The sequence below is a fragment of the Nocardia altamirensis NBRC 108246 genome (assembly GCF_001612685.1).
Lineage (GTDB): Bacteria > Actinomycetota > Actinomycetes > Mycobacteriales > Mycobacteriaceae > Nocardia > Nocardia altamirensis.
Window position 1 is genome coordinate 185,315 of the sequence record NZ_BDAY01000010.1, and the last position, 21,352, is coordinate 206,666.

The following is a 21,352-nucleotide window of genomic DNA, read 5'->3' on the forward strand; positions in this document are numbered from 1 at the left end:
CGCGAACGTGGCGGAATCGACACCACCGCGGGGGCCGGAAACCGCTAGCGTCGGTTGTTGTGTCAGACAGTGGTATCGACCTCCGCACCTACGTTCCGTCCGCGCAGGTGCGGGCGCGTGGTCAGGAATTGCGCGAACGAGTTCCGCTCGACGCCCGGGATCGGGCGGCCGAGGGCGCACGTCGCCCCGACGTGCTCGCGTTCATCGAGGCGAGCAGCGCGGGTCGGTTGCCACATCTGCTTCCGATGCGGGTAGGCCGGATGATGGCCTCGCCGTTCACCTTCTACCGCGGCGCGGCGGGCCTGATGGCCGCCGATCTCGCAGGCGGACCCGACACCGGGCTCACCGCCCAGCTCTGCGGCGACGCGCATGCCGCCAATTTCGGCCTGTACGGCACGCCGCGCGGCGAAATCATCATGGACATCAACGATTTCGACGAAACCATCGTCGGCCCGTGGGAGTGGGATCTGGACCGGCTCGCGGCCAGCCTGGTGCTGGCAGGCCGGGAAAGCGGTGCGGACGAGGACGATTGCCGCAGGGCGGCCCACGATGCCGCCCGCACCTACCGGCTCGCCGCAGGCAGGCTCGCCGAGCAGCCGTTCCTGGAATCGTGGAGCGCGCTGCCCGACGAGTCGGTGCTGAGCAAGGCCGCTGCCCACGATCTGATCGACGACTTCAAGAAGGCCGCGAAGAAGGCGCGCAAGAACACCAGCGCCAAGGTCGTCGCCAAATGGACCGAACACCTCGACGATCACGAGACCGACATCCGCCAACACCGATTCGTCAGCGACCCACCGATTCTCACGCCGGTCGACGACCGCGTCGAGGCAGCGATCGTGGACGGCCTCGGCCGCTATGCCGATACTCTGCGCGAGTCGCGGCGCGGCCTGTTGAACCGATTCGCGGTGTCCGATGTCGCTTTTCGCATCGTCGGCACCGGCAGCGTCGGCCTGCGCACCTATGTCGCGCTGTTGCACGGCAACGAGGGCGAGAACCTGGTGCTGCAGATCAAACAGGCCAATCCGTCCGCACTGCGCCCGTACCTGCCCGCGCCGCCGGTGCGCCACGAAGGTGAGCGAATCGTGCAGGGCGCCAGGCTGGTTCAGTCCGAGACCGACATCCTGCTCGGCTGGACGAGCGTGGACATCGCAGGTGACGGCACCGAATTGCCGTTCATCGTGCGGCAATTCCGCAATCTCAAGGGCAGCATCGATCCCGCCGGACTCTCCGCGGCCGACCTCGACGACTACGGCAGGCTCGCCGGCGCGCTGCTGGCGCGTGCGCACTCGCGCTCGTTGGACCCCCGCCTGCTCGCGGGCTACCTCGGCGACGACGAGCGCTTCGACAACGCGGTGGCGAACTTTGCCGTCCGCTATGCCGACCGCACCGAATCCGACCATGCGGTCCTGGTCAAGGCGGTGCAGGCGGGCAAGATCGCGGCCGAACAGCCGGACTGAGCGCGCCCGCTCCGGTCGGCTGTCGTCCTTCGAGCGCCCTACCCGGGCCTGCGTAGACCTGATCAACACGCCGACAGTTGCCACGGGCGCGACGAACTCGGCCGCACACCTCGTATCCTGAGTTGTCGAGTGTCGACGTGAAGGGCGGGTCGCCAATGCTCGTGCGAGTGCAGAATGCCGCAGGCACCAATGCCGAGCGGGCGCTGATCGATTGGCTGCGCACCTGGAAGGATCCCGGCAGCCCGCACGGTGTCGCCACGATCAATTGCAGTCTCTTCCACAAGGATCGGCTGCATCAGTTCGACGCGGTGGTGTGGACGCCGACCAGCTGCGTGGTGATCGAGGCCGAGGCGCTGGTGGCCAGGCAGGACGGCGTGCTGGAGATCCCGCTCAACGGCCAGTGGACGATCAACGGCGACCCTGCCGCGATGGAAGGGCGCGATCGGCGCACCCCGCTGGAGAAGTCCCGCGAACACACCTTCGCACTGCAGAACTGGCTCGCCGCACGCGGGCTCGGCCAGCGCGCGGTGCACGGCCTCGCCCTGGTGGTGCCGCTGCGCGGCGCCGAGTTGAAGATCCAGCAGGCCTGGAGCGACCCGAGCTTCGACGTGATCCTCGGCGACGACCCCAGCAGGCTGAAGCACTACTTCGAGTCGCTCGCGGAGCAGGAAAAGCACCTGTGGACGGCCAACGACGTCGCGGTCGCGTTCCGCGGCCTCGGCATCCTGCCCTACCTACCCGCCCCGCAGGAACTGCTCAACGAGGGCTTCCTCGGCCCGATCGACATCACGCTGTGGCACGGCGGCCCCAACCAGGCGCAGGCCGAGGCGTACGCCGAAGAGTTGGCGCAGGCCGAGCGGGATGCGCAGCGGCCGGTCTACGCGATCGAGACGCCTTGGTACAGCCCGTGGAAGCTGTATCCGCGGGAAACCCGCGACATGGACTTCGGCCGCGCCTTCATGCGGATCACCCTGGCACTCGGCATGTTCATCGCGTTCGCCTGGATACTGTGGTTCGTGATCAGCGCGATCCTGACCTACGGGCCCTGATCGCCGCTCATCCCCTGCGCATCACGGTGATTCGCGCCTGCGGGAGCGCGGCCTGCGTCAGGTCGTCGGTCACCGGCTCCGGCTTGCTCGCGCCGTCGGGACCTGGCTGCGCGTACCGTTCCACCACCAGGGCGACATGCAGCCGGGACGGACAGTCCAGCTTCGACATCACCTGGCGCACATGGTTGACGACGGTCCATTCCGAGATGCCCAACTGGGTGGCGATCTTCCGGTTGGTCATCCCGGTCGCCACCAGCTCGGCGATCTCGCGCTGGCGGTTGGTGAGCGCGGCCAGCGGCGAGGCGTCGGGGTCGGGCAGCGTCGGCGCGGTGCGGGCGTAGCTGATCACGTCCGTCAGCGACATCTCCCCCGCCAGCCGTTGGATATCTCGGAACTTGTTCTCCCCCACAGCATTCCGGTGCTCGGATTCGCGCGGCGCCGGATCCCCCGGCCCGAGTTGCGGAATGCCGTGCGCGCCGCGGAGCCTGCGCGCGGCCAGCATCAGCGTCAGCGCGTATTCGGCGTACTCCACCCCCGCCGCGTCGTAGGCCAGCGCGCAACCCTCCACCGCGATGATCGTCTGCAGCACGTGGGTCGCCACATCGTCGTCGGCCAGGTTCTCCCGGTACAGCGACTGGGCTCGGTCGGCGGTGAGCGGGCCGATCTGGGTGCGCGCCAACGTGTTCAGGCCGATGAGCCGCGCGGTGCTGTCCAGCTGCCGCACCTCGTCCCGCATCGTCGTCCAGGTCTTGGCATCCCGGACCGGCGGCACCGGGAACCCGAGCAGCGCCTTGGACATCTCGATGCGCATCGGCCACGGGCCGCCGAGCTCGGCGGCTCGGCGGCTCGCGATGCGCAAGAGCTCCGCGGCAGCGGCGTGGTCCCCGATGGCGATCAACGCTACAGCCAGCGGCACGGCCGCCCGCGCGGCATCCACCGGCCGGTCGAACCGGCGGTATGCGGCAACGGCATTCGACAACAGGTCGACCGCACGGCGCAGCCTGCCCGACCGCCCGGCCCACAGACCGAGCACCTCGAGGCACAGCGGCGCGGTCACGCCGGGCGCCAGCGTGCCGCGATCGCTCATCTCCAGCGCCTTGGCGAGCACGGACTCCAGCTCGGCCTGATAGCCGTGCTGAATCCACGCCGACTCCAGCTGGGCGGCCAGCCGGACGGCCCGCTCCGGCTGCCCGGTCTCGATCAGATAGTGCAGTGCGGCAAGGAAATCCACGATCCGCTTGCCCGCGGCCGCCAGCGCCGCACCGCGGTGCGCATGCTGATCGAACAGCGGCCCGATGGTTTCGGCGAGCTGACACAGCCGGTCGACGTGATCCTCGCGAATCACCGTGGCGCGCACCGGATCCGCACTGAGCATCCGGCGGCAATAGGCTCGCACGGGAGCGAACAGCCGGTAGCCGTGGCCGCTCGGTCCGCTGGCGACATGGTCGAGCAGGCTGCGGTGCACAAGCTCGCCCAGCCTGGCCGTGGCCTCCTCTTCGGTGGCTCCGGCTGCGAGGCAGGCGATTTCGGTATCGAGCATGGACTCGTACAGCGAAAGCCGGAGCATCAGGTCCAGCAGCTCGGGGGCGAGACCGTGTAGACCCCACTCGACCGCACCGTACATGGTGCGGTGCCGCTCAGGCACATCGACGAAGGACGGCGAGTGCAGGTCGGCGCCCGCCTCGAGCCGGTGCAGGGTGCGCACCGGGCCGACCCTGGCGATCGACCCTGCCGCCAGTTCGATGGCCAGCGGCACGCCGCCGAGCTCGCACACGATTTCGTCGATCACCAGGCGGTCGGCCAGCGCACTCGAGCCGCGATAGTGGCTGTCGATGCTGTCGAGCAGCAGTCGCGCGCCGGGCGAGGAGCCGGGTAAATAGTCGCCTGCACCGAAGACGGTCCGCAACGGCCGCACGCACAGCACGCACTCGCGGTAGAGGTTGAACGGGACGCGACTGGTCGCCACCAGCACCAGCTGCGGGCAGCGTTCCAGCAGCCATGCCACCTCGGTGGAGATCTGTTCGACCACCCGATCGCAGTTGTCCAGCAACAGGATTGCGCGGCCGCCGCCGATCCGGGCGGCCAGCACCGCGAGCGCCTCGGCCGGGCCGAGCGGCTGGTACGCCGGCGCCAACGGCCGGTAACTCGCGGCCTCGAGCACCGCGTTCCATGCGGCGGTCCGGTCGGTGCAGTCGCCGACCTCGACCTTCGCGTCGAGGCAGCCGGGAAAGGTCTTGTCCGACAACGCGGCACGAGCCAGCCGCGACTTGCCGACCCCTGCGGTCCCGGTGAGCGTGAGCAGCCGGACCCGTTGATCGTCGAGCAGTCTGCCGAGCTCGGCGAGTTCGGCGGCGCGTCCGACGATGGTCGGAAGTCGATATGTCCCGGCCAACGAGGGCTGGACGTTGTCGCCCACCATGGGCACCTCTCAGTCACTGCCACGGATCGGACGACCGCACATCACTGCGTCCGAGCCACGTTGCTCCCAGGCCGACCGAGCCGGATCTCCGATTGGTGAACCAGATTGTTCACCGATCGAAGTCGACGATACCAACTCGGTGCGAGGTCGCGAAGGATTCCAGGGTCCCGCGAGTTGACCTGGGCGGGTGTCACTTTCGACGGTAACGAGTTTCGCCCGGATTCGGTCGAGTGACCATTGCGTTTCCCGCCGGGACCAGCGCAGCTGCCGCGGTCGACTAGCAAGATCTTGTCAATGGCTATCGTCAGAGCGTGCTCGGACTACGACAGGACGTCATCGGCGGCGACGCGTACCGGCTCGGCGGCATCGTGCTGGCCGGCGCGGTGACGGCCGCGCTGCCGTTGACGTTCCCCGCCGACGGCGGCCCGACCGCGCTCGATCGGGCCGTGGCCACGCCGATCCACACCGCCCTCGATGACCGGCCCGGCGTGTATCACGCGCTGGTCTTCCCGAGTAACTGGTACGTCCTGGTGCCGTTGCTGCTGCTCACGTGCGCCTGGTTCGCCTATCGCGCCGAATGGCGAAGCGCCGCCCTCATGCTGGTGGTGCCGGAACTCACCGCGGGCCTGAACGCCGTGGTGTGGAAACCGTTGTGGCAGCGGCAACTCCACGATTACCTCGCCTATCCCAGCGGGCACACCGTGCACCTGGTCGCGATCGCCACCACCTTCATCGTGCTGAGCCGGTCCTTCCGGACGCGGCTCAGCACACTCATCGTGACGGCGGTGGCCATGCTCGCGGCGGCCGTCGGCATGATCGGGCTCGACTATCACTGGCCCACCGACATTCTCGGCGGCACCGCCGCGGCCATTGCCATGGTGCTGGCACTGACTTGGTCGGTGGACAAGGTCAGCCCCGCTCGAACACACTCGCATCGCTGAGCATCGCCGCACGCAGCATCGACTCCGGCACCCCCATCCCCTCGACGAGGGTGAGCGCCTCCGGCCGCAGCCGGTCGACCAGCTCGTTCACGCCGCGGCGCACCGCCTTCGCGCGTTCCACCGACATGAACCGGTGCATGATGTACCAGGCCTGGTTCTCTTCCAAGGTCGCGTACACGTAGAGGTCGCAGACCGTCTCGGCGAGGGCGCGCGCCTCCGGATCCTGAATATCGGCAATGCCTTCGATGAAGGCCTCCAGGGTCAGCCGGTCGATGTGCGCGGTACCCGCGGTGAGGATGTGGTCCTGGGCGTTGTTGAACGCTTCGAACGGACCGGTGTCCTCGGCACGGGCGCGCAGCCGGTGGCCTGCGGTGCGCACCAGGTAGTCCTCGCGGTCGGCGAACAGCTGCAGCTGCACCGAGCGGCGGGACAGGTCGCCGTCGTCGACGGTGTCGTTCGCGCCGTCGCGCAGCCGCTGGATCAGCTGCCGCACACCGGAACGCTTGCGCACCTCGTCGCCTGCCATGGTCGCGGCGAACTTCACCCAGCCCAGCGCGTCCAGATCGCGGATCTCGTCGGAGTACGCGGTCAGCAGTTCCTTGGCGACCAGCTGGGTGAGCACCACATTGTCGCCCTCGAAGGTGGTGAACACATCGGTGTCGCCCTTCAGCGTGACGAGCCGGTTCTCGGTCAAATATCCTGCGCCGCCGCATGCTTCGCGGCATTCCTGGATGGCGCGAGTGGCGTGCCTGGTCTGCGCGACCTTCAACCCGGCGGCCCGCTTCTCCAGTGCCCGTTGCGAACTCGGGTTGAGATCCTGGCCGGTCTGCACCAGATGCATCCGGCGGACCAGGTCGTTCTGCGCGAAGGCCAGCGCGTAGGACTTGGCGACCAGCGGCAGCAGCCTGCGCTGGTGGCTGCGGTAGTCGAGCAGCACGGTCTCCTGCCCGGTGTCCGGATCGGCGAATTGCCTGCGCTTCAACGCATATCGCACCGCGATGCTCAGCGCGACCCTGGCGCCCGCCGCGGCCGCACCGCCGACGCTGACCCGTCCGCGCACCAGGGTGCCGAGCGTGGTGAAGAAGCGCCTGCTCGGATTTTCGATCTCCGAGTGGTAGGTGCCGTCCGGTGCGACATCGGCGTACCGGTTGAGCAGGTTCTCCCGCGGTATCCGGACGTGGTCGAACACGATGCGCCCGTTGTCGACACCGGGCAGTCCGCCCTTGAGCCCGTCGTCGAAGGTGGTCACGCCGGGCAGGTCAGCGCCGCTCTCGTCCCGGATGGGCACCAGCAGGCAGTGCACGCCGCGGCCTTCGCCCTGGGTGATCAACTGCGCGAAAACCGCTGCCATCCTGGCGTGTTCGGCCGCGCCGCCGATGTAGTCCTTGCGCGCCGACGGTGTCGGCGAGTGGATCACGAACTCCTGGGTCTCCGCGTCGTAGGTGGCGGTGGTCTCCAGCTGGGCGACGTCGCTGCCGTGCCCGGACTCGGTCATCGCGAAACAGCCGAGCAGGTCGAGCGACAGCAGCCGGTGGATGTAGTCGCGGTGCCGTTCGGTGCCGAGGTTCTCCACCGCCCCGCCGAACAACCCCCACTGCACGCCCGCCTTCACCCACAGCGAGAGATCCGCGTAGGCGAGCATCTCCAGCCCGGTGACCGCGGCGCCCGGCTCGCTGGTGCCACCGTTCTCCCTGCGAAAACCGCGTTCCGCGTACCCCATCGTCGCGATGACCCGCATCTGCTCGAGCACGCGCGCCCTGGCCGCCTTGTAGTCGAGATAGGGGTCGCCGGCGAATTTGTCGTCGGCGAGCTGGATGCGGGCTTGTTCCCGGATCTCGCCCCACGGTCCGTCGAGTGCTGCGCGGAGCTGATCTGCCGTTGTTGCGGTCCCGGTAGTCATAACTCGACAGTAGCCCGCCGAACGCCGAGCAAACCGTGACTGTTGACACGACATTCCGGGCAGGCTCTTGTGGTGCTTTGAACGCATGTTTAGTATATTCAACATGTGTTTAACCAACAGCCCCTACCGCAAGGACCCGCCACGGATCTGACCACCGCGGCACGAATACGCGATGCCGCGATCGAGGTCTTCGGCGATCAGGGGTTCCAGGTCGGCGTGCGCGCCATCGCGAAAGCGGCGGGTGTCTCACCGGGATTGGTGAACCATCACTTCGGCTCCAAGGACGGCCTGCGGGCCGCCTGCGACGAGCGGGTGATTCAGCTGATTCACGACGAGAAGATCAAGGCGATCACCGCGCCCAGCGTCGCGAAGGGCATGCTGGCCGCCCTCGCCGAGATCGAGGTCTACGGACCGCTGGTCGCCTACATGGTGCGCAGCCTGCAGGCGGGCGGTCCGATGGCCGAGTCGTTGTTCGAGCACATGATCGCCGATGCCGAGGTCTACATCCAGCAGGGCGTCGACGCGGGCACCATCAAGCCGAGCCGCGACCCAGCGGCACGCGCCAGATATCTACTGACGCTCAACCTCGGCGCGACCCTGCTCTGGGTGCAGCTGCATTCGAAGCCAGGCGAAAAGCTCGATTTCCGTAAGGCCATTCGTGAACTGACCGAAGAGCTCACACCCCCCGCACTGGAGTTCTACACCCAGGGCCTACTCACCGACCCCACGCTTTTGGACACTGTCACCAAGGAGCACTGATGTCCGCGGTCATTCAAATCACCGATCTCCGTAAGACTTTCGGCCACGTCGCCGCACTGGACGGGTTGAACCTCGCGGTCAGCGAAGGCGAGATCCACGGCTTTCTCGGGCCGAACGGCGCAGGCAAGTCGACCACCATCCGGGTGCTACTCGGCATCCTGCGGGCCACCTCGGGCAGAGCCACGCTCTTCGATCGCGATCCGTGGGCTGACGCGGTCGCGCTGCATCACGAACTCGCCTATGTGCCAGGCGATGTCACGCTGTGGCCGTCACTGTCCGGTGGCGAGACCATCGATCTGCTCGCCCGGATGCGCGGCGGCATCAATGCCGAGCGCCGCAAGGAATTGATCGAGCGATTCGACCTCGACCCACGCAAGAAGGCGCGCACCTACTCCAAGGGCAACCGGCAGAAGGTCGCGCTGATCTCGGCGCTCGCCTCCGACGTACGCCTGCTGCTGCTCGACGAGCCGACCTCGGGCCTGGATCCATTGATGGAACAGGTGTTTCGGGAATGCGTCGAAGAGGCCAAGCAGCGCGGCACCACGGTGCTGCTGTCCAGCCACATCCTGTCCGAGGTCGAGGCGCTGTGCGATCGGGTGACCATCATCCGGGCGGGCCGCACCGTGGAGAGCGGATCACTGTCGGACATGCGACACCTGTCGCGGACCTCGATCACCGCCGAATTGCTCGGCGACCCAGGCGATCTCAGCCGCATCCCGGGCGTCGACGACATCCAGCGCAACGGTGCGACCCTGCGCTGCCAGGTGGACGGCGAACACCTCGGCGAGCTGATCAAGGTGCTCGGCGACACCGGGGTGCGCAGCCTCACCAGCGCGCCGCCCACCCTCGAGGAGCTGTTCCTACGCCACTACCACGTCGATGGCGGGGCGCAGGAAGAGCAGGCGGCGAAGAACGCGGAGAAGGTGCGCGCATGACCACCGCCACCGCGGGCAGGCACTACGCCGCACCGGCCACGCGCGGTTCGGACGACTTCGCTGGCACCGGCCAGTTGCTGCGCCTGTATCTGCGTCGAGATCGAATCGTGTTGCCGCTGTGGGTGTTCGCGTTCGGTGTGCTGCCTGCCTTCTATGTCGCGAGCACGAAGGAGGTCTACGGAACGCCCGAAGACCTCGTGCGGTACGCGAAAACCATCACCGACAGTCCGGCGCTGCGCGCCATGTACGGCCCGGTGTTCAGCACGGAGATCGGCCCGCTGTCGCTGTGGAAGGCGGGACCGTACTTCGCGATGATCGCGATCGCGACGATCCTCACCGTCATCCGGCACACCAGGGTCGAGGAGGAAACCGGCCGCGCCGAACTGGTCGGCGCCACCAGCATCGGCCGCTACGCGGGCCTGACGGCCGCCTTGACCCTCACCGGCGTCGGCAGTCTGGTCAGCGGAATCCTCTGCGCCGCAATGCTGTACAGCAACGATCTGTCCGCGACCGGCTCGCTGGCCTATGGCGCGACGCTGGCAGGCTCCGGCCTGGCGTGGGCAGGCGTGGCTGCCATGGCCGCCCAGGTGAGTACCGGGGCGCGCATCGCCCGTGGCATCGCTCTCGGCGCACTGGCCACGGCCTTCGCCCTTCGCGCCATCGGCGACGCCGGAAACGGTGTGCTGTCCTGGTTCTCGCCGCTGGGCTGGTGCATTCAGATGCGCGCATTCGCACAGGAACGCTGGTGGGTGTTGCTGCCGCTACTCGCGCTCGCCGCGCTCACCACCGCGGCCGCTTATCTCTTGATGAGCAGGCGCGACACCGGGTCCGGCCTGCTCGCCGAACGTCCCGGCCCGCCAACGGCTGCCCCGGCACTGTCCGGCGCGACGGGACTGGCCTGGCGGCTACAGCGCGGCTCCATGCTGGCCTGGTCCATCGGGTTCCTGCTGTACGGCCTGCTGATGGGCGGCGCGGTGAAGAGTGTCGGCGACATGCTCGACGAGAACTCGTCGGTCACCGACGTGGTCGCGAGGATGGGCGGGTCGACGATGTTGCAAGACGCGTTCATCAACCTGGCCATCACCTTGCTCGCCGCGGGCGCGGCTGCCTATTCCATCTCGGCAACCCTGCGCCTGCACGAGGAGGAGGCCAGCCAGCGCGTCGAGACCACGCTGTCCGGCTCGATCAGCCGGGAACGGTATGCGTTGAGCCACATCGGTTTCGCGTTGCTCGGTCCCGCGGTGCTGCTGATGGTGGCCGGGCTCGCGATCGGTGTCGTCTACGGCGCGTCCGACGGTGACGTGGCGGGCAAGGTCGGCGACGCGGTGGGTGCCGCGCTCGTGCAGGTGCCCGCGGTCTGGGTGCTCACCGGACTGACGGTGGCGATTTATGGACTGCTCCCCCGCTTCACCCCGGTCGCGTGGGGCGTGCTCAGCATCATGGTCGTCCTCTTCTTCGTCGGCGCGCTCGACGGGTCGCCGCAGTGGCTGCTCGACCTGGTCCCGTTCGTCCACCCGCCGAAGCTGCCCGCCGCGCCCTTCGAGGCCGCTCCGGTGCTCTGGCTGCTGGCGATCGCGGGCGCTCTGCTCGCGGTGGGCATCGTCGCCTTCCGCAGGCGCGACCTGCGCTGAACCGGCGATAGATGGCCCGCGTACATCGTTGTGCGCGGGCCATTTTCCACTTCTCGCGTAGACGATTGCTTATGCCACTCAGCGTTTCAACAATGGAATAGTGAGGGACTCATCGGTAATGTGTGCCGGGCACTACAAAAGGCGACACAATTTAGATGAGGACAATGTCGAGATTCACCACGTTCACCGCAGTATTCGCCGCCTGCCTCCTCGGCCTCACCATGGTCGCCCAGCAGGCATCGGCCCAGCCGAACCGCTCCGAACAGACCGCGAAGTACGCGCCGACCATGCTGATCTTGGACGCCTCCGGCTCCATGCAGCGCCCTGATCCCGCGGGCACCATGATGGATGCCGCGAAGAACGCCGTGCGCACCTTCGTCGGTGCCGCGCCCGCCGAATCGAAGGTCGGGTTGACCGTCTACGGCACCAGCACCGGAAACACCGAGGCGGACAAGCCCGTTGGCTGCCGCGACGTCCAGGTGCTTCGCCAGCCGGATGCCCTCGACAGAGCCGCGTTCACCAGCGCGGTCGACGGCATCAAGGCCAGCGGCTGGACGCCGATGGGCACCGCGCTGCGCCAGGCCGCCCAGACCCTGCCGAACTCGGGACCGCGCTCGATCGTGCTGGTCTCCGACGGCGACGACACCTGCGCCCCGCCCGACCCGTGCGCGGTGGCACAGGAATTGAAGAAGCAGGGCATCGATCTGGTGCTGCACGCCATCGGCTTCGCGGTCGACGACAAAGCGCGCGCCCAGCTCACCTGCATGGCACAGGCCACCGGCACCCCGATCACCGGCGCCGCAAGCTACGACAAGGCACCGGCCGCCACGCCGGGCCAGTACCTGGACACCATCGGCCAGAAAGAGAAGCGCTACTACGCCGTCGACGTACCGGCGGGCGCCACCGCGTATTTCAGCGGCATCGTGTCCTTCCCCCGGGTGCCCGGCATCTCGACGATCGATGACTTCAACAGCCTGCGGCTGCAGGTCTTCGGACGAGAGGGCCAGGACTGCAACGCCTCCGAGACCGAGCAGGCGTCGCGCTCCAGTGACGGTGTTGCCCTGACGATCAGCAAGACCTTCGACGGGGCGACCAAACAACCGACGGGCAGCGCCAGCTCGGACAGATGCAAAGGTGCTGGCCGGTACTACTTCTCGATCAGCTGGGAGCGGGTCTCGCTCGGCGTTCCGGCCCGGCTGCCGATCGAGCTGCTCGTCGGCATCGAGCCAGCGGCGACCGATCCCGGTCCCGTCGCGGTGTTGCCGCCGACGGCCTTCGTCGAACCCGTCGGTCCGGGAAAGCCCGCGCCGGGCGGTGGATCGTTCACCGTGGCAACCACTCTCGACGGCAGCGGCCGGTACTCCGACACCATGCAGCCGGGTGAGTACCTTTTCTACCGGGTCAAGCTGGACTGGGGACAGGGGCTGGCGTACCGCGTGCATTTCGACGAGAACGGGGTGAAGGGCCTCAACGTCGTCTCGAACATCACCACCACCTTGTATTCACCGTTCGGTGACGAAATCGACTGGGATTCCCACGTATACACCGGCACCGCCGGTGTGCTGCCGTCGAATGACCCCGCTATGGTCACCGTGCCGATCCGGTACCACAACCGCGACGCCGACCAGGCCGACGTCCGCAAGCAGTCGGTCGCCGGTTGGTACTTCATCGCGGTGAAGCTCGGCTCGACCTTCGAGGAGGGACACACGCCGGTGCCGGTGCGGCTGGATCTCACCGTCGCGGGAACCCCTGAGCCGGGCCCGGTGTATTCGAGCGCGCTGAACGGCGGTGTGCTCGGCGAGAACGCGGGCCCCCGCCTGGACAAGCCGCTCGATCGTGCTGTCGCGCAGGATGTGTCGAGCAGTAAGTCCTCGCAGAACTGGATCCCGATCGCCGCGATCGGTGCGGGCGTTGTCGCGATTCTCGGCGTTGTCCTCGGGTGGTTGTTCATCCGCAGGCGCCGCAGCTGAAACCCGGTGGTCTGAGCTACGACTCAGACCACCGTGGTCCGCGCGGGGTTGACCACACAAGGCACGGCCGCAGGTCCATGACCTGCGGCCGTGTCGCCCACCCGCGCGCGGGCCGTTCCTATTCCCCGATGCCGAGCTTCCCGGCAAGCCTGCCGAGGTAGCCGCGCACATCCTCGGCCGACCGGTCCGGCATGCCGAAAACGACTTCGGTCACGCCGAATTCGGCCCACTGCGCCAACTGCGCCGGGTCGGGCCGACCGGCAAGGGCGATGATCTCGGGCGTACCCGCGTTGCCATGCTCACGCCAGATCCGGTGCAGCAGTTCGATCTTCGGTGCCAGCTCCCCCTCGGTCGGCGTGGTGATCCACCCGTCCGCGTGTTTGGCCAGCCAGGTGAACGACTTCTCCCCGCCCGCGGCGCCGAGCGCCACCGGAATCTTCTTCTGCACCGGCTTCGGCCACGACCAGCTGGCGCCGAAGTTCACGAATTCCCCGGTGAAGCTGGCTTCCTCTTCGGTCCAGATCGCGCGCATCGCATCGAGGTGCTCCCGCAACACCGTCCTGCGCTTGCCGGCGGGCACCCCGTGGTGCGCGAGTTCGTCGGTGTTCCACCCGAATCCGACGCCGAGGCTGACCCGCCCGCCGGACAGATGGTCCAACGAGGCGATGGTCTTCGCCAGGGTGATCGGATGATGTTCGGCGGGCAACGCCACCGCCGTCGACAGCCCGATCCGGCTCGTCACCGCGGCCGCGGTGGCCAGCGCCACCCACGGATCGAGGGTGCGCAGATACCGATCGTCGGGCAGCGTCGCGTCGCCGGTCTGCGGATGTGCCGCCGCCCGCACGACCGGGATGTGCGTGTGCTCCGGCACGTAGAACGTGTCGAAACCGGCACCCTCGGCGGTCGCCGCCGCTTCCGCGGGCGTGATGCCCCGATCGCTGGTGAACAACACAATTCCGTACCGCACCGTACGCGCTCCCATCGCCGAAACTAGAACAAGTTCTACCACCTTTCCCGGCGGGCACCAAGGGTTTCGCGGCACAAACGGCGCTACCCGCCGCCCTGCTGCAGCAACTGGACGAGCAACGCGACCTGTTCGGCGTAGTGCTTCAGGAACTCCGGCGAGCGCGGATCGGCATCGCACACTCCCGCGATGACATGCGGCAGCGAGGTCGGCGCCATCGCCGCGCCCATCAGCATGACCAGTAGACAGGCCGGATCCAGCTCGGCGGGCAGCCTGCCGTCCGCCTGCATCGCCCGCAATTCCTCGACGCTCGACCCGAGCTGTTCCGCACGCGGCCCCCGATCCGGATCGCTGTCCGGCCCCGCGTATTCGAGCCCGCCCCAGGCGAACAGCCGCACCGCGTCGGGATTGTCCAACGCCTGCAACGCATATCGGCGCAGCTGTTCGGGCAGCGGCGTGCCCGGCGGAACCAGGTTGCGCCGCAGCTCCTGCCAGCGTTGCGACATCGCCTGGTAGAGGCCGTCTTTCCCGTCGAAGTAATACGAGATCAGCTGCTGGTTGACCCCGGCGCGGGCCGCGATCGCGGCGGTGCGCGCGCCGCGGAAGCCGTGCGCGGCGAACTCGGCCTCGGCGGCGTCGAGGATCAGCTGGCGGGTGCGTTCCGGGTCGCGCTGCCGCTCTTGCGGCTTGGGTGACCTGCGGGGTTTCGAGGACGGCACAAGCAGATTCTATCGACACATAGCAGTTTCACTCGACATTCCAAGCTAATCAATCAAATGATTGACACAGTTCTCTGATCGATTGATGATGGTTCGCGTAGCTCGACCACAAGAGGAGACCCTGTCGTGAACACTGCGAACATCCACTCCGCCGCCATCGAGACCCCGGTCATGATCGTCGGCGGCGGCATCACCGGCCTGTCCGCCGCGCTGTTCCTGGCCAGGGCGGGCATCCGTCCCGTCCTCGTCGAACGCCACCCGTCCACCGCACTGCAACCGCAAGCCAGGGCATTCAACCCGCGGTCGATGGAGATCTATCGCGCGCTCGGCCTCGAGCCGGAGATCCGCGAACGCACCTCGATCCTGGCGGCGCTCCCGGAAATGTTCGGCGCGGAAACCCTGGCGGGTGCGGAACGATTCCGGGTCGACGTGCTGGCCCAGGTGCGCCCGCCCGCCACCCTCAGCCCCACCGACTGGGCGATGATCGATCAAGACGAATTGGAGCGGGTCGTCCGGGCGCACGCCGAAAAGTCCGGCGCCGACATCCGATTCGGCACGGAACTGCGCTCCGTCGAAACAACTGCCGACGGCGTCACGGCACTGGTGCGTGATCTCGACACCGGCGCGGACTATCCGGTACACGCCGACTACCTGGTCGCGGCCGACGGCAACCGGGCTGGCATCCGTACCAAGCTCGGCATCGGCGCCGACGGACCGGGCGAGCTCCTGTACGCCGCGAACTTCCTCTTCGACGCCGACCTCACTGCGCTACTGCGCGGCCGTCGCTTCCTGCTCGGCTACCTCGATCAGCCGATCACCGGCACCGCCCTCGTGCCGGGTCGCGAACCTGGCCGCTGGTCGCTCGGCATCCCCTTCGGTCCCGAGACCGGGGCAAGCCTCGACGATTTCACCGAACAGCGCTGTATCGACCTCGCCCGCCGCGCGATCGGCGACCCTGGCCTCGAACTCACGCTGGTGCCGCCGCTGCCAGGATCGAGCAAGCACGTCGGCGCCACCCGGATCGGCGGGTGGGTGGCCAGGCAATTCCGGGTAGGCCGCATCTTCTTCGCGGGCGACGCCGCCCGCGTTGTCCCGCCGACGGGCTCCTTCGGCGCGAACTCCGGCATCGCCGACGCGCACAATCTCGCATGGAAGCTCGCCGCAGTGGTGAAAGGCCAAGCGGGCGAGTCACTGCTGGACACCTACCAGGACGAGCGGCGCCCGGTCTCGGTCACCACGCTCGACCAGGCGATGCAGCGTCTGCACGGTCGCCATCACGGCACCGGCGACACCGCAGCCGCCATCGACGACCTCACGATGATCCTCGGCTATCGATACCGCTCTGCCGCCGTCGTTTCCGAGACGCCCGACCATAACGAGCCGGTCGAAGACCCTCGCCACGCCACCGGCCGCCCCGGCTTGCGCGCACCGCACCTCTGGCTCCGCAGTGCAGGCACCACCTTGTCCACCCTCGATCTCTGCGACGGCGGCTTTCTCCTACTGACCGGCCCGGCAGGCACGGCATGGACCGCGGCCGCCGAGAACGCCACCACCACACTGGGTCTCGACGTGACGGTGCACCAGATCGGGACCGACTACACGGACCCGGACAATCTCTTCCACACGGCCTTCGGCATCACCGACACCGGTGCGACCCTGGTCCGCCCGGATGGCTTCGTGGCCTGGCGAACCGCCACACTCCCCCAACACCCGGACAGCGAACTGCTGCGGACGCTCACCCAAGTCCTCGCCCGCGCGGATCAGCAGGCACTACTACCCAGCTGATCCGGACGATCACCGCTGCAACGGCGCCTGCAGGCTCACGATCCGTCCGTCGGGGTCACGAACGGTCATCTCCTTGGTCCCGTAGTGCGTCTCTTCGAAAGGGGTCACCACGTCGACACCCGCGTCGGGGCGGAACGCATCGGCGTCGGCCACCGAAAGGATGAGCTGCATCCGCGGTTCCTGATTCTTCGGGACCTCGGCGATGAACAGGTATGGACCGTCCCCACGGGTCAGTTTGCCCGAGCCGTGGTCGGTGCTGAAGTCCAGTTCGAAGCCGAGGGCTTCATAGAACTTGGCCGCCTTACCCCAGTTGTGGGTTTCCAGGAACACGGCTTCGATTCCGTCGATGGCCATAGCGGGTCTCCTATTCGGACGAATCTGCACGGCGGGCGTCGTCGAGGTAGCCGCGGAGCGCGTCGGCCACCAGGGCCGAGAGCGAAAGCTCCCGCTCGATGGCGTGGTGCTTGACCTGCCTGATCAGTCCCAGTGGCAGGTACACGTTGAACTGCTTGACTTCCTCGTCGCCCACGCCCCGATGCTAGCATGCTAGCAATCTAGCCGCCACCACTCGGAAACCGCCGTCCGAGAGCCACTTTCGCCGGCGCGGAAACGATCTACGGCCACACGCGCCACACGCTCGGCGGGCGCGTGTGCCAGCCGAGATGCAAAGGTCGTGAGAAGGTGACTACCTTCGCGTGCATGGATACGAGCACGCGGCCAGGAGGCGAGAACACCGACACCAGAGTCGACCATCTCGGCTGGCGGCGGCTGCGGCTCCGCCGCGGGCGGCGACTGCCGGTGGTCAGCCAGGCGGTCGGCAAGCTGGTCGCCGATCGCCAGGCCACCGCGGACACCATCGTCGACGCGCCTGCGCCGCTGCAGCCGATCGACCTGACCGACGATGCGCGGGTCGCCGAGGTCCTCGACCTGGCCGTCCGGGTCGGCGAGGTGGTGCTCGCGTCCGGCACCGGCGTCATCGACACCACCACCCAGGTCCGATTCATCGCCGCCACCTACGGATTGGCCCGCTGCGATATCGACGTCACCTACGACGCGATCCGCATCTGGGCCGACCGCGGGCCCCGACTACCGCCCGCGAGCACCATGCGGATCGTGCACTACCGCTCGCTCGACTTCACCAGGCTCGCGGCCGTCGACCGGCTGACCAGGCGGATCCGCAACGAGGTCGTCGCGCCGGTGGACGCGCGCGCCGCGCTCGACACGATCACCTCGGCGCCGCACCCGTACCACCGCTGGATGGCCACCTTCGGCTGGTCGCTGCTCGCCGCGGCCATCGCCGCGCTGCTCGGCGGCGGAGTCGTCGTCGCGGCAGTCAGTTTCGGCACCACGCTGGCGATCGACCGGGCCAACCGGGTGCTCAATCGCTTCGGCCTGCCGTTCTTCTTCCAGCACGTGGTGGGTGGTGCGATCGCCGCGACACCCGCCATCGTGCTGGCCACCCTGGCGGGCCCACTCGGCATCGAGGTCGATCCCGCGCTCATCATCGCCGCGGGAATCACCGTGCTCCTCAGTGGTTTGCAGCTGGTCGGCGCGGTACAGGACGGCATAACCGGCGCGCCGATCACCTCGACGGCCCGCATGCTCGAGGTGCTGATGATGACCGGCGGCATCATCGCGGGCATCGCCCTCGCCTTGCGCATCGGCGACGTGGTCGGCGCCACCGTGCCGCCGATCGTGCTGACGCCGGGGGCGGACATCACCGATCTGCCGATCAAGATCGTCGCCGGTGCCGTCGCCGCCATGGCGTTCGCGCTCGCCTGCTATGCGGAGCGACGGGCGCTCGCCGCCGCCGCGGGCAGTGGCGCAGCGGGCACGATCTGCTATCTCCTGGTGCAGCAGGCCGGCTTCGGCCCGGTGCTCGCCTCGGGTGTCGCCGCAACGGTGATCGGCATGGCGGGTGGTCTGATGGCCCGGCGCGCGCTGACACCCCCGCTGGTCGTCGCGGTCGCGGGCATCACGCCGCTGCTGCCTGGCCTCAAGCTCTATCGCGGGCTCAACGCCGTGCTCAACGATCAGCTCGCCATCGGCGCCAACCAGTTGCTTGCGGCGTTCGGCGTCGGGTGCGCGCTCGCTGCTGGCGTCACCCTCGGCGAATGGTTCGACCGTACCGTTCGGCGGCCGCGCATCCTGCGCCGCTTCGGCGCGCTGCGCCGTCCGATCGTGCGGCGACGGCCGACCGTTCGGCTGCGGCGGCGGTCCGCGCCACCCGTGCCCACCTCGCCTATCCCACCCACTCAGTGAGCAGCTGAGTGCACATCGCGCGCGAACCCGGTATCGTCGTACCAGAAAGTTAGGGTATCCATACTTGGATTGCCCAGGGTGCTCAGGTGAGGTGGTTCGTTCATGTCGGAGGCAATCCCGTTCTCGACGCAGATTCGCAGCGCCACCGCCGAACAACATTCGGACGCGGAGAACTCGCGGTTCATGAGCGACATGCTCGGCGGCGCGCTCGGCGTCGACTCGTACCACCGCTACACCGGCCAACTCTGGTTCATCTACCGCGCGCTCGAGGGGCGATGGGACAGCCTGGCCGACGACCCGGTCGCGGGGCCGTTCATCCGTCCCGAACTGGCACGCACCGCCGAACTCGAGCGCGACCTCGCCCATCTGCTCGGACCACGGTGGCGCGACGGGCTCGAACCACTGCCCGCGACCGCGGCCTACGCCGCGCGCATCGATGAGTGCGCCCGCGACTGGCCAGCGGGCTACATCGCCCACCACTACACCCGCTACCTCGGCGACCTGTCCGGCGGCCAGGTCATCCGCGGCACCGCCGAGAAGCTGTGGAACCTGCCGCATCGCGGCGACGGCGTCCGCTTCTACGTCTTCGACGGTGTCGGCAACCCGGCCGCGTTCAAGCGCGAATACCGCAGTCTGCTCGACCGATTGCCGCTCGACGATCTCGAAACCCGCAGGGTGCTCGACGAAGGGCAGCGAGCCTTCGCGATGAACACCGCGCTGTTTCAGGAACTGGCCCAGGAGTTTCCCGCGGCGCAGTAGGCGCGAGTCGTAGGCGCCTCCCGCAGGCGCCTAGCCCGCGGCTCAGTAGGCGCCTGCCCCGCGGGTCACCGCGCCGATCGTGCGCGCGATGAGCAGCAGGTCGAGCACCATCGACCAGTTCTCGACGTAGGAAAGGTCAAGTCGCACCGAATCTTCCAGCGAAAGGTCGGATCGTCCGCTCACCTGCCACAGGCCGGTGACCCCTGGCTTGACCAGCAGCCTGCGCCGCATCTCGCCGTCGTAACTGTCGACCTCGCGCTGCACCTGCGGGCGCGGCCCGACCACGCTCATCTCACCGCGCAGCACGTTGAAGAACTGCGGCAGCTCGTCGAGGCTGAACTTGCGCAGCACCTTGCCGATCGGCGTGATGCGCGGGTCGTCCTTCATCTTGAAGAAGACCGGGTTGCCGCCGTTGCGCGCGATGAGCGCGTCGACGGCCGTGTCCGCCTCGACATACATGCTGCGGAACTTGATCATGCGGAAGGGCTTGCCACTCCGGCCGATTCGTTCCGACAGGTAGAACACCGGACCGGGACTCGTCAGTTTCACCGCCAGCGCGATGGCCAGCATGGTCGGCGCGATCGCGAGCAGCACCCCGGCCGCGAAGCAGAGATCGAAGACCGCCTTGCCCGCGGACTTGGCGCGATCGTATTGCGGCTTGGCGATGTGCAGCATCGGCACGCCTGCGACGAACCGGTTGGTCAACCGGGTGCCCGCGATGTCGACCACGCCGGGCGCGACGATCAGCTCCACCCCGATCGGATCGAGTTCCCAGGCCATGCGGCGTAATTCGATCGGGCCGAGGTGATCGGTCGCCGTCACAGCGACAGTGTCCGCGCCACTGCGCCGGACCGCGTCGAGCACCGTCCGGTCATCGCCGACCACCGAGAACGTGTGGCCCGATGAGCCGGGGAAGTATTCGGTGATCTCGTTGAGCCCGTCCGGAATACACACTCCGACCACCCGATATCCGGAGGCCGGGTCGGCCGCGAACGCGTTCGCCATCGCCTGCGCCGCCTCCGCACAACCGACAACGAGGACCGAGGTGCGGTATTCCCCCCGACCGCGCAGCTGCCTGGCGTGTATCCGCCACAGCAACCTGCTGAGCATCAGCCCGAACAGACCGAGCGGTAGTGCAATCGCCAAATAGCCACGCGCAAACTCGATCTGAAAGATCAACGAGATGATCGCCAGTACGCCGAACAAACGAAGTGTGGCGGACACCAAACGCCGGTACTCCTCGGTACCGCTGCCGACCACCTGCGGCGACCGGCTGTGGCCGATGGCGAGGAAGGCGAGCCAGGTGAAGGCGAGCGCACCGGAAACCACCGTGTACCCAACCTCGTACGGCAGCGGCCAGGCCAGCGGCGTCGCGGCCGGACCGCCGAATCGGATGACCTGGGCGAGCGTTATCGCCGCCACGATCACACCGAAATCCGTTGCTATCAAGCGCCTTACGTACTCCGACTGCCAGCGTTCGCGCTCGGAACGCGGCAGCGTGTGCGACGATCGACGGATGTCAAGATCGTCGTCGTCGGCGAGCTCGAAGCTCATGAACACACACCTCCCCATGGGAGTGAAGAAACATGCTTTCCGGTCTGCATCGACCGGTCCCCTCGGCACAATCCCGACCGCCGCAGGCATCTCATCCGTCGGCGGCCAGAAGGAGATTGTTACAGAACACAATCCGTTTCACACACTGAATCACAAGGGCCGCAAAATGTTCCAGAAGGTAGCCAACAAAGGGGCGGTCGGTATGCTGCCCCGGTCTGTTCTGGGCGCCTTCCGCGACAGCAGCCCAG

The 21,352-nt window shown here is 67.8% G+C and carries 17 protein-coding genes; 10 read left to right on the top strand and 7 right to left on the bottom strand.

The features are described 5' to 3' along the window. The first annotated feature begins 59 nt into the window (after window positions 1-59). Window positions 60-1,457, top strand: coding sequence for a DUF2252 domain-containing protein (locus NA11_RS07105; RefSeq protein ID WP_069160946.1), 1,398 nt, complete (start codon window positions 60-62; stop codon window positions 1,455-1,457). Window positions 1,458-1,624: 167 nt separating this feature from the next. Further along, on the top strand, window positions 1,625-2,506 hold the full coding sequence (locus tag NA11_RS07110; protein WP_245745750.1) for a nuclease-related domain-containing protein: 882 nt from the start codon (window positions 1,625-1,627) through the stop codon (window positions 2,504-2,506). Window positions 2,507-2,513: 7 nt separating this feature from the next. Here the strand turns inward: NA11_RS07110 and NA11_RS07115 are convergent, their stop codons facing one another. After that, the gene (locus NA11_RS07115) at window positions 2,514-4,925 is read right to left on the bottom strand and encodes a winged helix-turn-helix domain-containing protein (protein WP_069160948.1); all 2,412 of its coding nucleotides are present in this window, start codon (window positions 4,923-4,925) and stop codon (window positions 2,514-2,516) included. 311 nt (window positions 4,926-5,236) lie between these two features. On the opposite strand from NA11_RS07115, the gene NA11_RS07120 reads away from it, so the two are divergent. Next, window positions 5,237-5,866 (top strand): phosphatase PAP2 family protein, encoded by a 630-nt coding sequence (locus tag NA11_RS07120; protein WP_245745751.1) that lies wholly within the window; start codon window positions 5,237-5,239, stop codon window positions 5,864-5,866. On the opposite strand, the gene NA11_RS07125 is transcribed toward NA11_RS07120, so the two are convergent. Then, a complete protein-coding gene (locus NA11_RS07125; RefSeq protein ID WP_069160949.1) occupies window positions 5,835-7,766 on the bottom strand; it encodes an acyl-CoA dehydrogenase family protein in 1,932 nt (643 codons plus the stop codon). The genes NA11_RS07120 and NA11_RS07125 overlap by 32 nt on opposite strands. 105 nt (window positions 7,767-7,871) lie before the next feature. Here NA11_RS07125 and NA11_RS07130 point away from each other — a divergent pair, with 105 nt between their 5' ends. The 4 genes from NA11_RS07130 (at window position 7,872) to NA11_RS07145 (ending at window position 13,061) form a co-directional block, all read left to right on the top strand. Further along, window positions 7,872-8,525, top strand: a complete 654-nt coding sequence (locus NA11_RS07130) for a TetR/AcrR family transcriptional regulator (RefSeq protein WP_069160950.1) — start codon at window positions 7,872-7,874, stop codon at window positions 8,523-8,525. Next, a complete protein-coding gene (locus tag NA11_RS07135; RefSeq protein ID WP_069160951.1) occupies window positions 8,525-9,460 on the top strand; it encodes an ABC transporter ATP-binding protein in 936 nt (311 codons plus the stop codon). Before NA11_RS07130 ends, NA11_RS07135 begins: the two co-directional genes overlap by 1 nt. After that, window positions 9,457-11,091, top strand: a complete 1,635-nt coding sequence (locus NA11_RS07140) for an ABC transporter permease (RefSeq protein WP_069160952.1) — start codon at window positions 9,457-9,459, stop codon at window positions 11,089-11,091. The genes NA11_RS07135 and NA11_RS07140 overlap by 4 nt, the downstream gene beginning before the upstream one ends. Window positions 11,092-11,255: 164 nt before the next feature. After that, a complete protein-coding gene (locus tag NA11_RS07145) occupies window positions 11,256-13,061 on the top strand; it encodes a vWA domain-containing protein (protein ID WP_069160953.1) in 1,806 nt (601 codons plus the stop codon). Window positions 13,062-13,179: 118 nt separating this feature from the next. On the opposite strand, the gene NA11_RS07150 is transcribed toward NA11_RS07145, so the two are convergent. Then, complete coding sequence (locus tag NA11_RS07150; RefSeq protein ID WP_069160954.1) at window positions 13,180-14,028, bottom strand: TIGR03619 family F420-dependent LLM class oxidoreductase; 849 nt, start codon at window positions 14,026-14,028, stop codon at window positions 13,180-13,182. Between the two features lie 83 nt (window positions 14,029-14,111). Continuing rightward, window positions 14,112-14,744 carry a TetR/AcrR family transcriptional regulator gene (locus NA11_RS07155; RefSeq protein ID WP_069160955.1) on the bottom strand — a complete coding sequence of 211 codons (633 nt, stop codon included), beginning with the start codon at window positions 14,742-14,744 and terminating at the stop codon, window positions 14,112-14,114. Between the two features lie 126 nt (window positions 14,745-14,870). Here NA11_RS07155 and NA11_RS07160 point away from each other — a divergent pair, with 126 nt between their 5' ends. Next, window positions 14,871-16,529: an FAD-dependent oxidoreductase gene (locus tag NA11_RS07160; RefSeq protein WP_245745752.1), complete on the top strand. Its 1,659-nt coding sequence runs from the start codon at window positions 14,871-14,873 to the stop codon at window positions 16,527-16,529. Window positions 16,530-16,538: 9 nt separating this feature from the next. On the opposite strand, the gene NA11_RS07165 is transcribed toward NA11_RS07160, so the two are convergent. Both NA11_RS07165 and NA11_RS07170 read right to left on the bottom strand, forming a co-directional pair. Next, window positions 16,539-16,883: a VOC family protein gene (locus NA11_RS07165; RefSeq protein ID WP_069160956.1), complete on the bottom strand. Its 345-nt coding sequence runs from the start codon at window positions 16,881-16,883 to the stop codon at window positions 16,539-16,541. 10 nt (window positions 16,884-16,893) lie between these two features. Next, window positions 16,894-17,058: a ribbon-helix-helix protein, CopG family gene (locus tag NA11_RS07170; protein ID WP_069160957.1), complete on the bottom strand. Its 165-nt coding sequence runs from the start codon at window positions 17,056-17,058 to the stop codon at window positions 16,894-16,896. 263 nt (window positions 17,059-17,321) lie between these two features. On the opposite strand from NA11_RS07170, the gene NA11_RS07175 reads away from it, so the two are divergent. Both NA11_RS07175 and NA11_RS07180 read left to right on the top strand, forming a co-directional pair. Then, window positions 17,322-18,791: a threonine/serine exporter family protein gene (locus NA11_RS07175; RefSeq protein WP_245745758.1), complete on the top strand. Its 1,470-nt coding sequence runs from the start codon at window positions 17,322-17,324 to the stop codon at window positions 18,789-18,791. 102 nt (window positions 18,792-18,893) lie between these two features. Beyond that, window positions 18,894-19,550 carry a biliverdin-producing heme oxygenase gene (locus NA11_RS07180; protein WP_069160959.1) on the top strand — a complete coding sequence of 219 codons (657 nt, stop codon included), beginning with the start codon at window positions 18,894-18,896 and terminating at the stop codon, window positions 19,548-19,550. Window positions 19,551-19,592: 42 nt separating this feature from the next. Here NA11_RS07180 and NA11_RS07185 read toward each other — a convergent pair whose 3' ends face one another. Continuing rightward, window positions 19,593-21,104 carry a sugar transferase gene (locus NA11_RS07185; RefSeq protein ID WP_069161013.1) on the bottom strand — a complete coding sequence of 504 codons (1,512 nt, stop codon included), beginning with the start codon at window positions 21,102-21,104 and terminating at the stop codon, window positions 19,593-19,595. Window positions 21,105-21,352 lie beyond the last annotated feature (248 nt).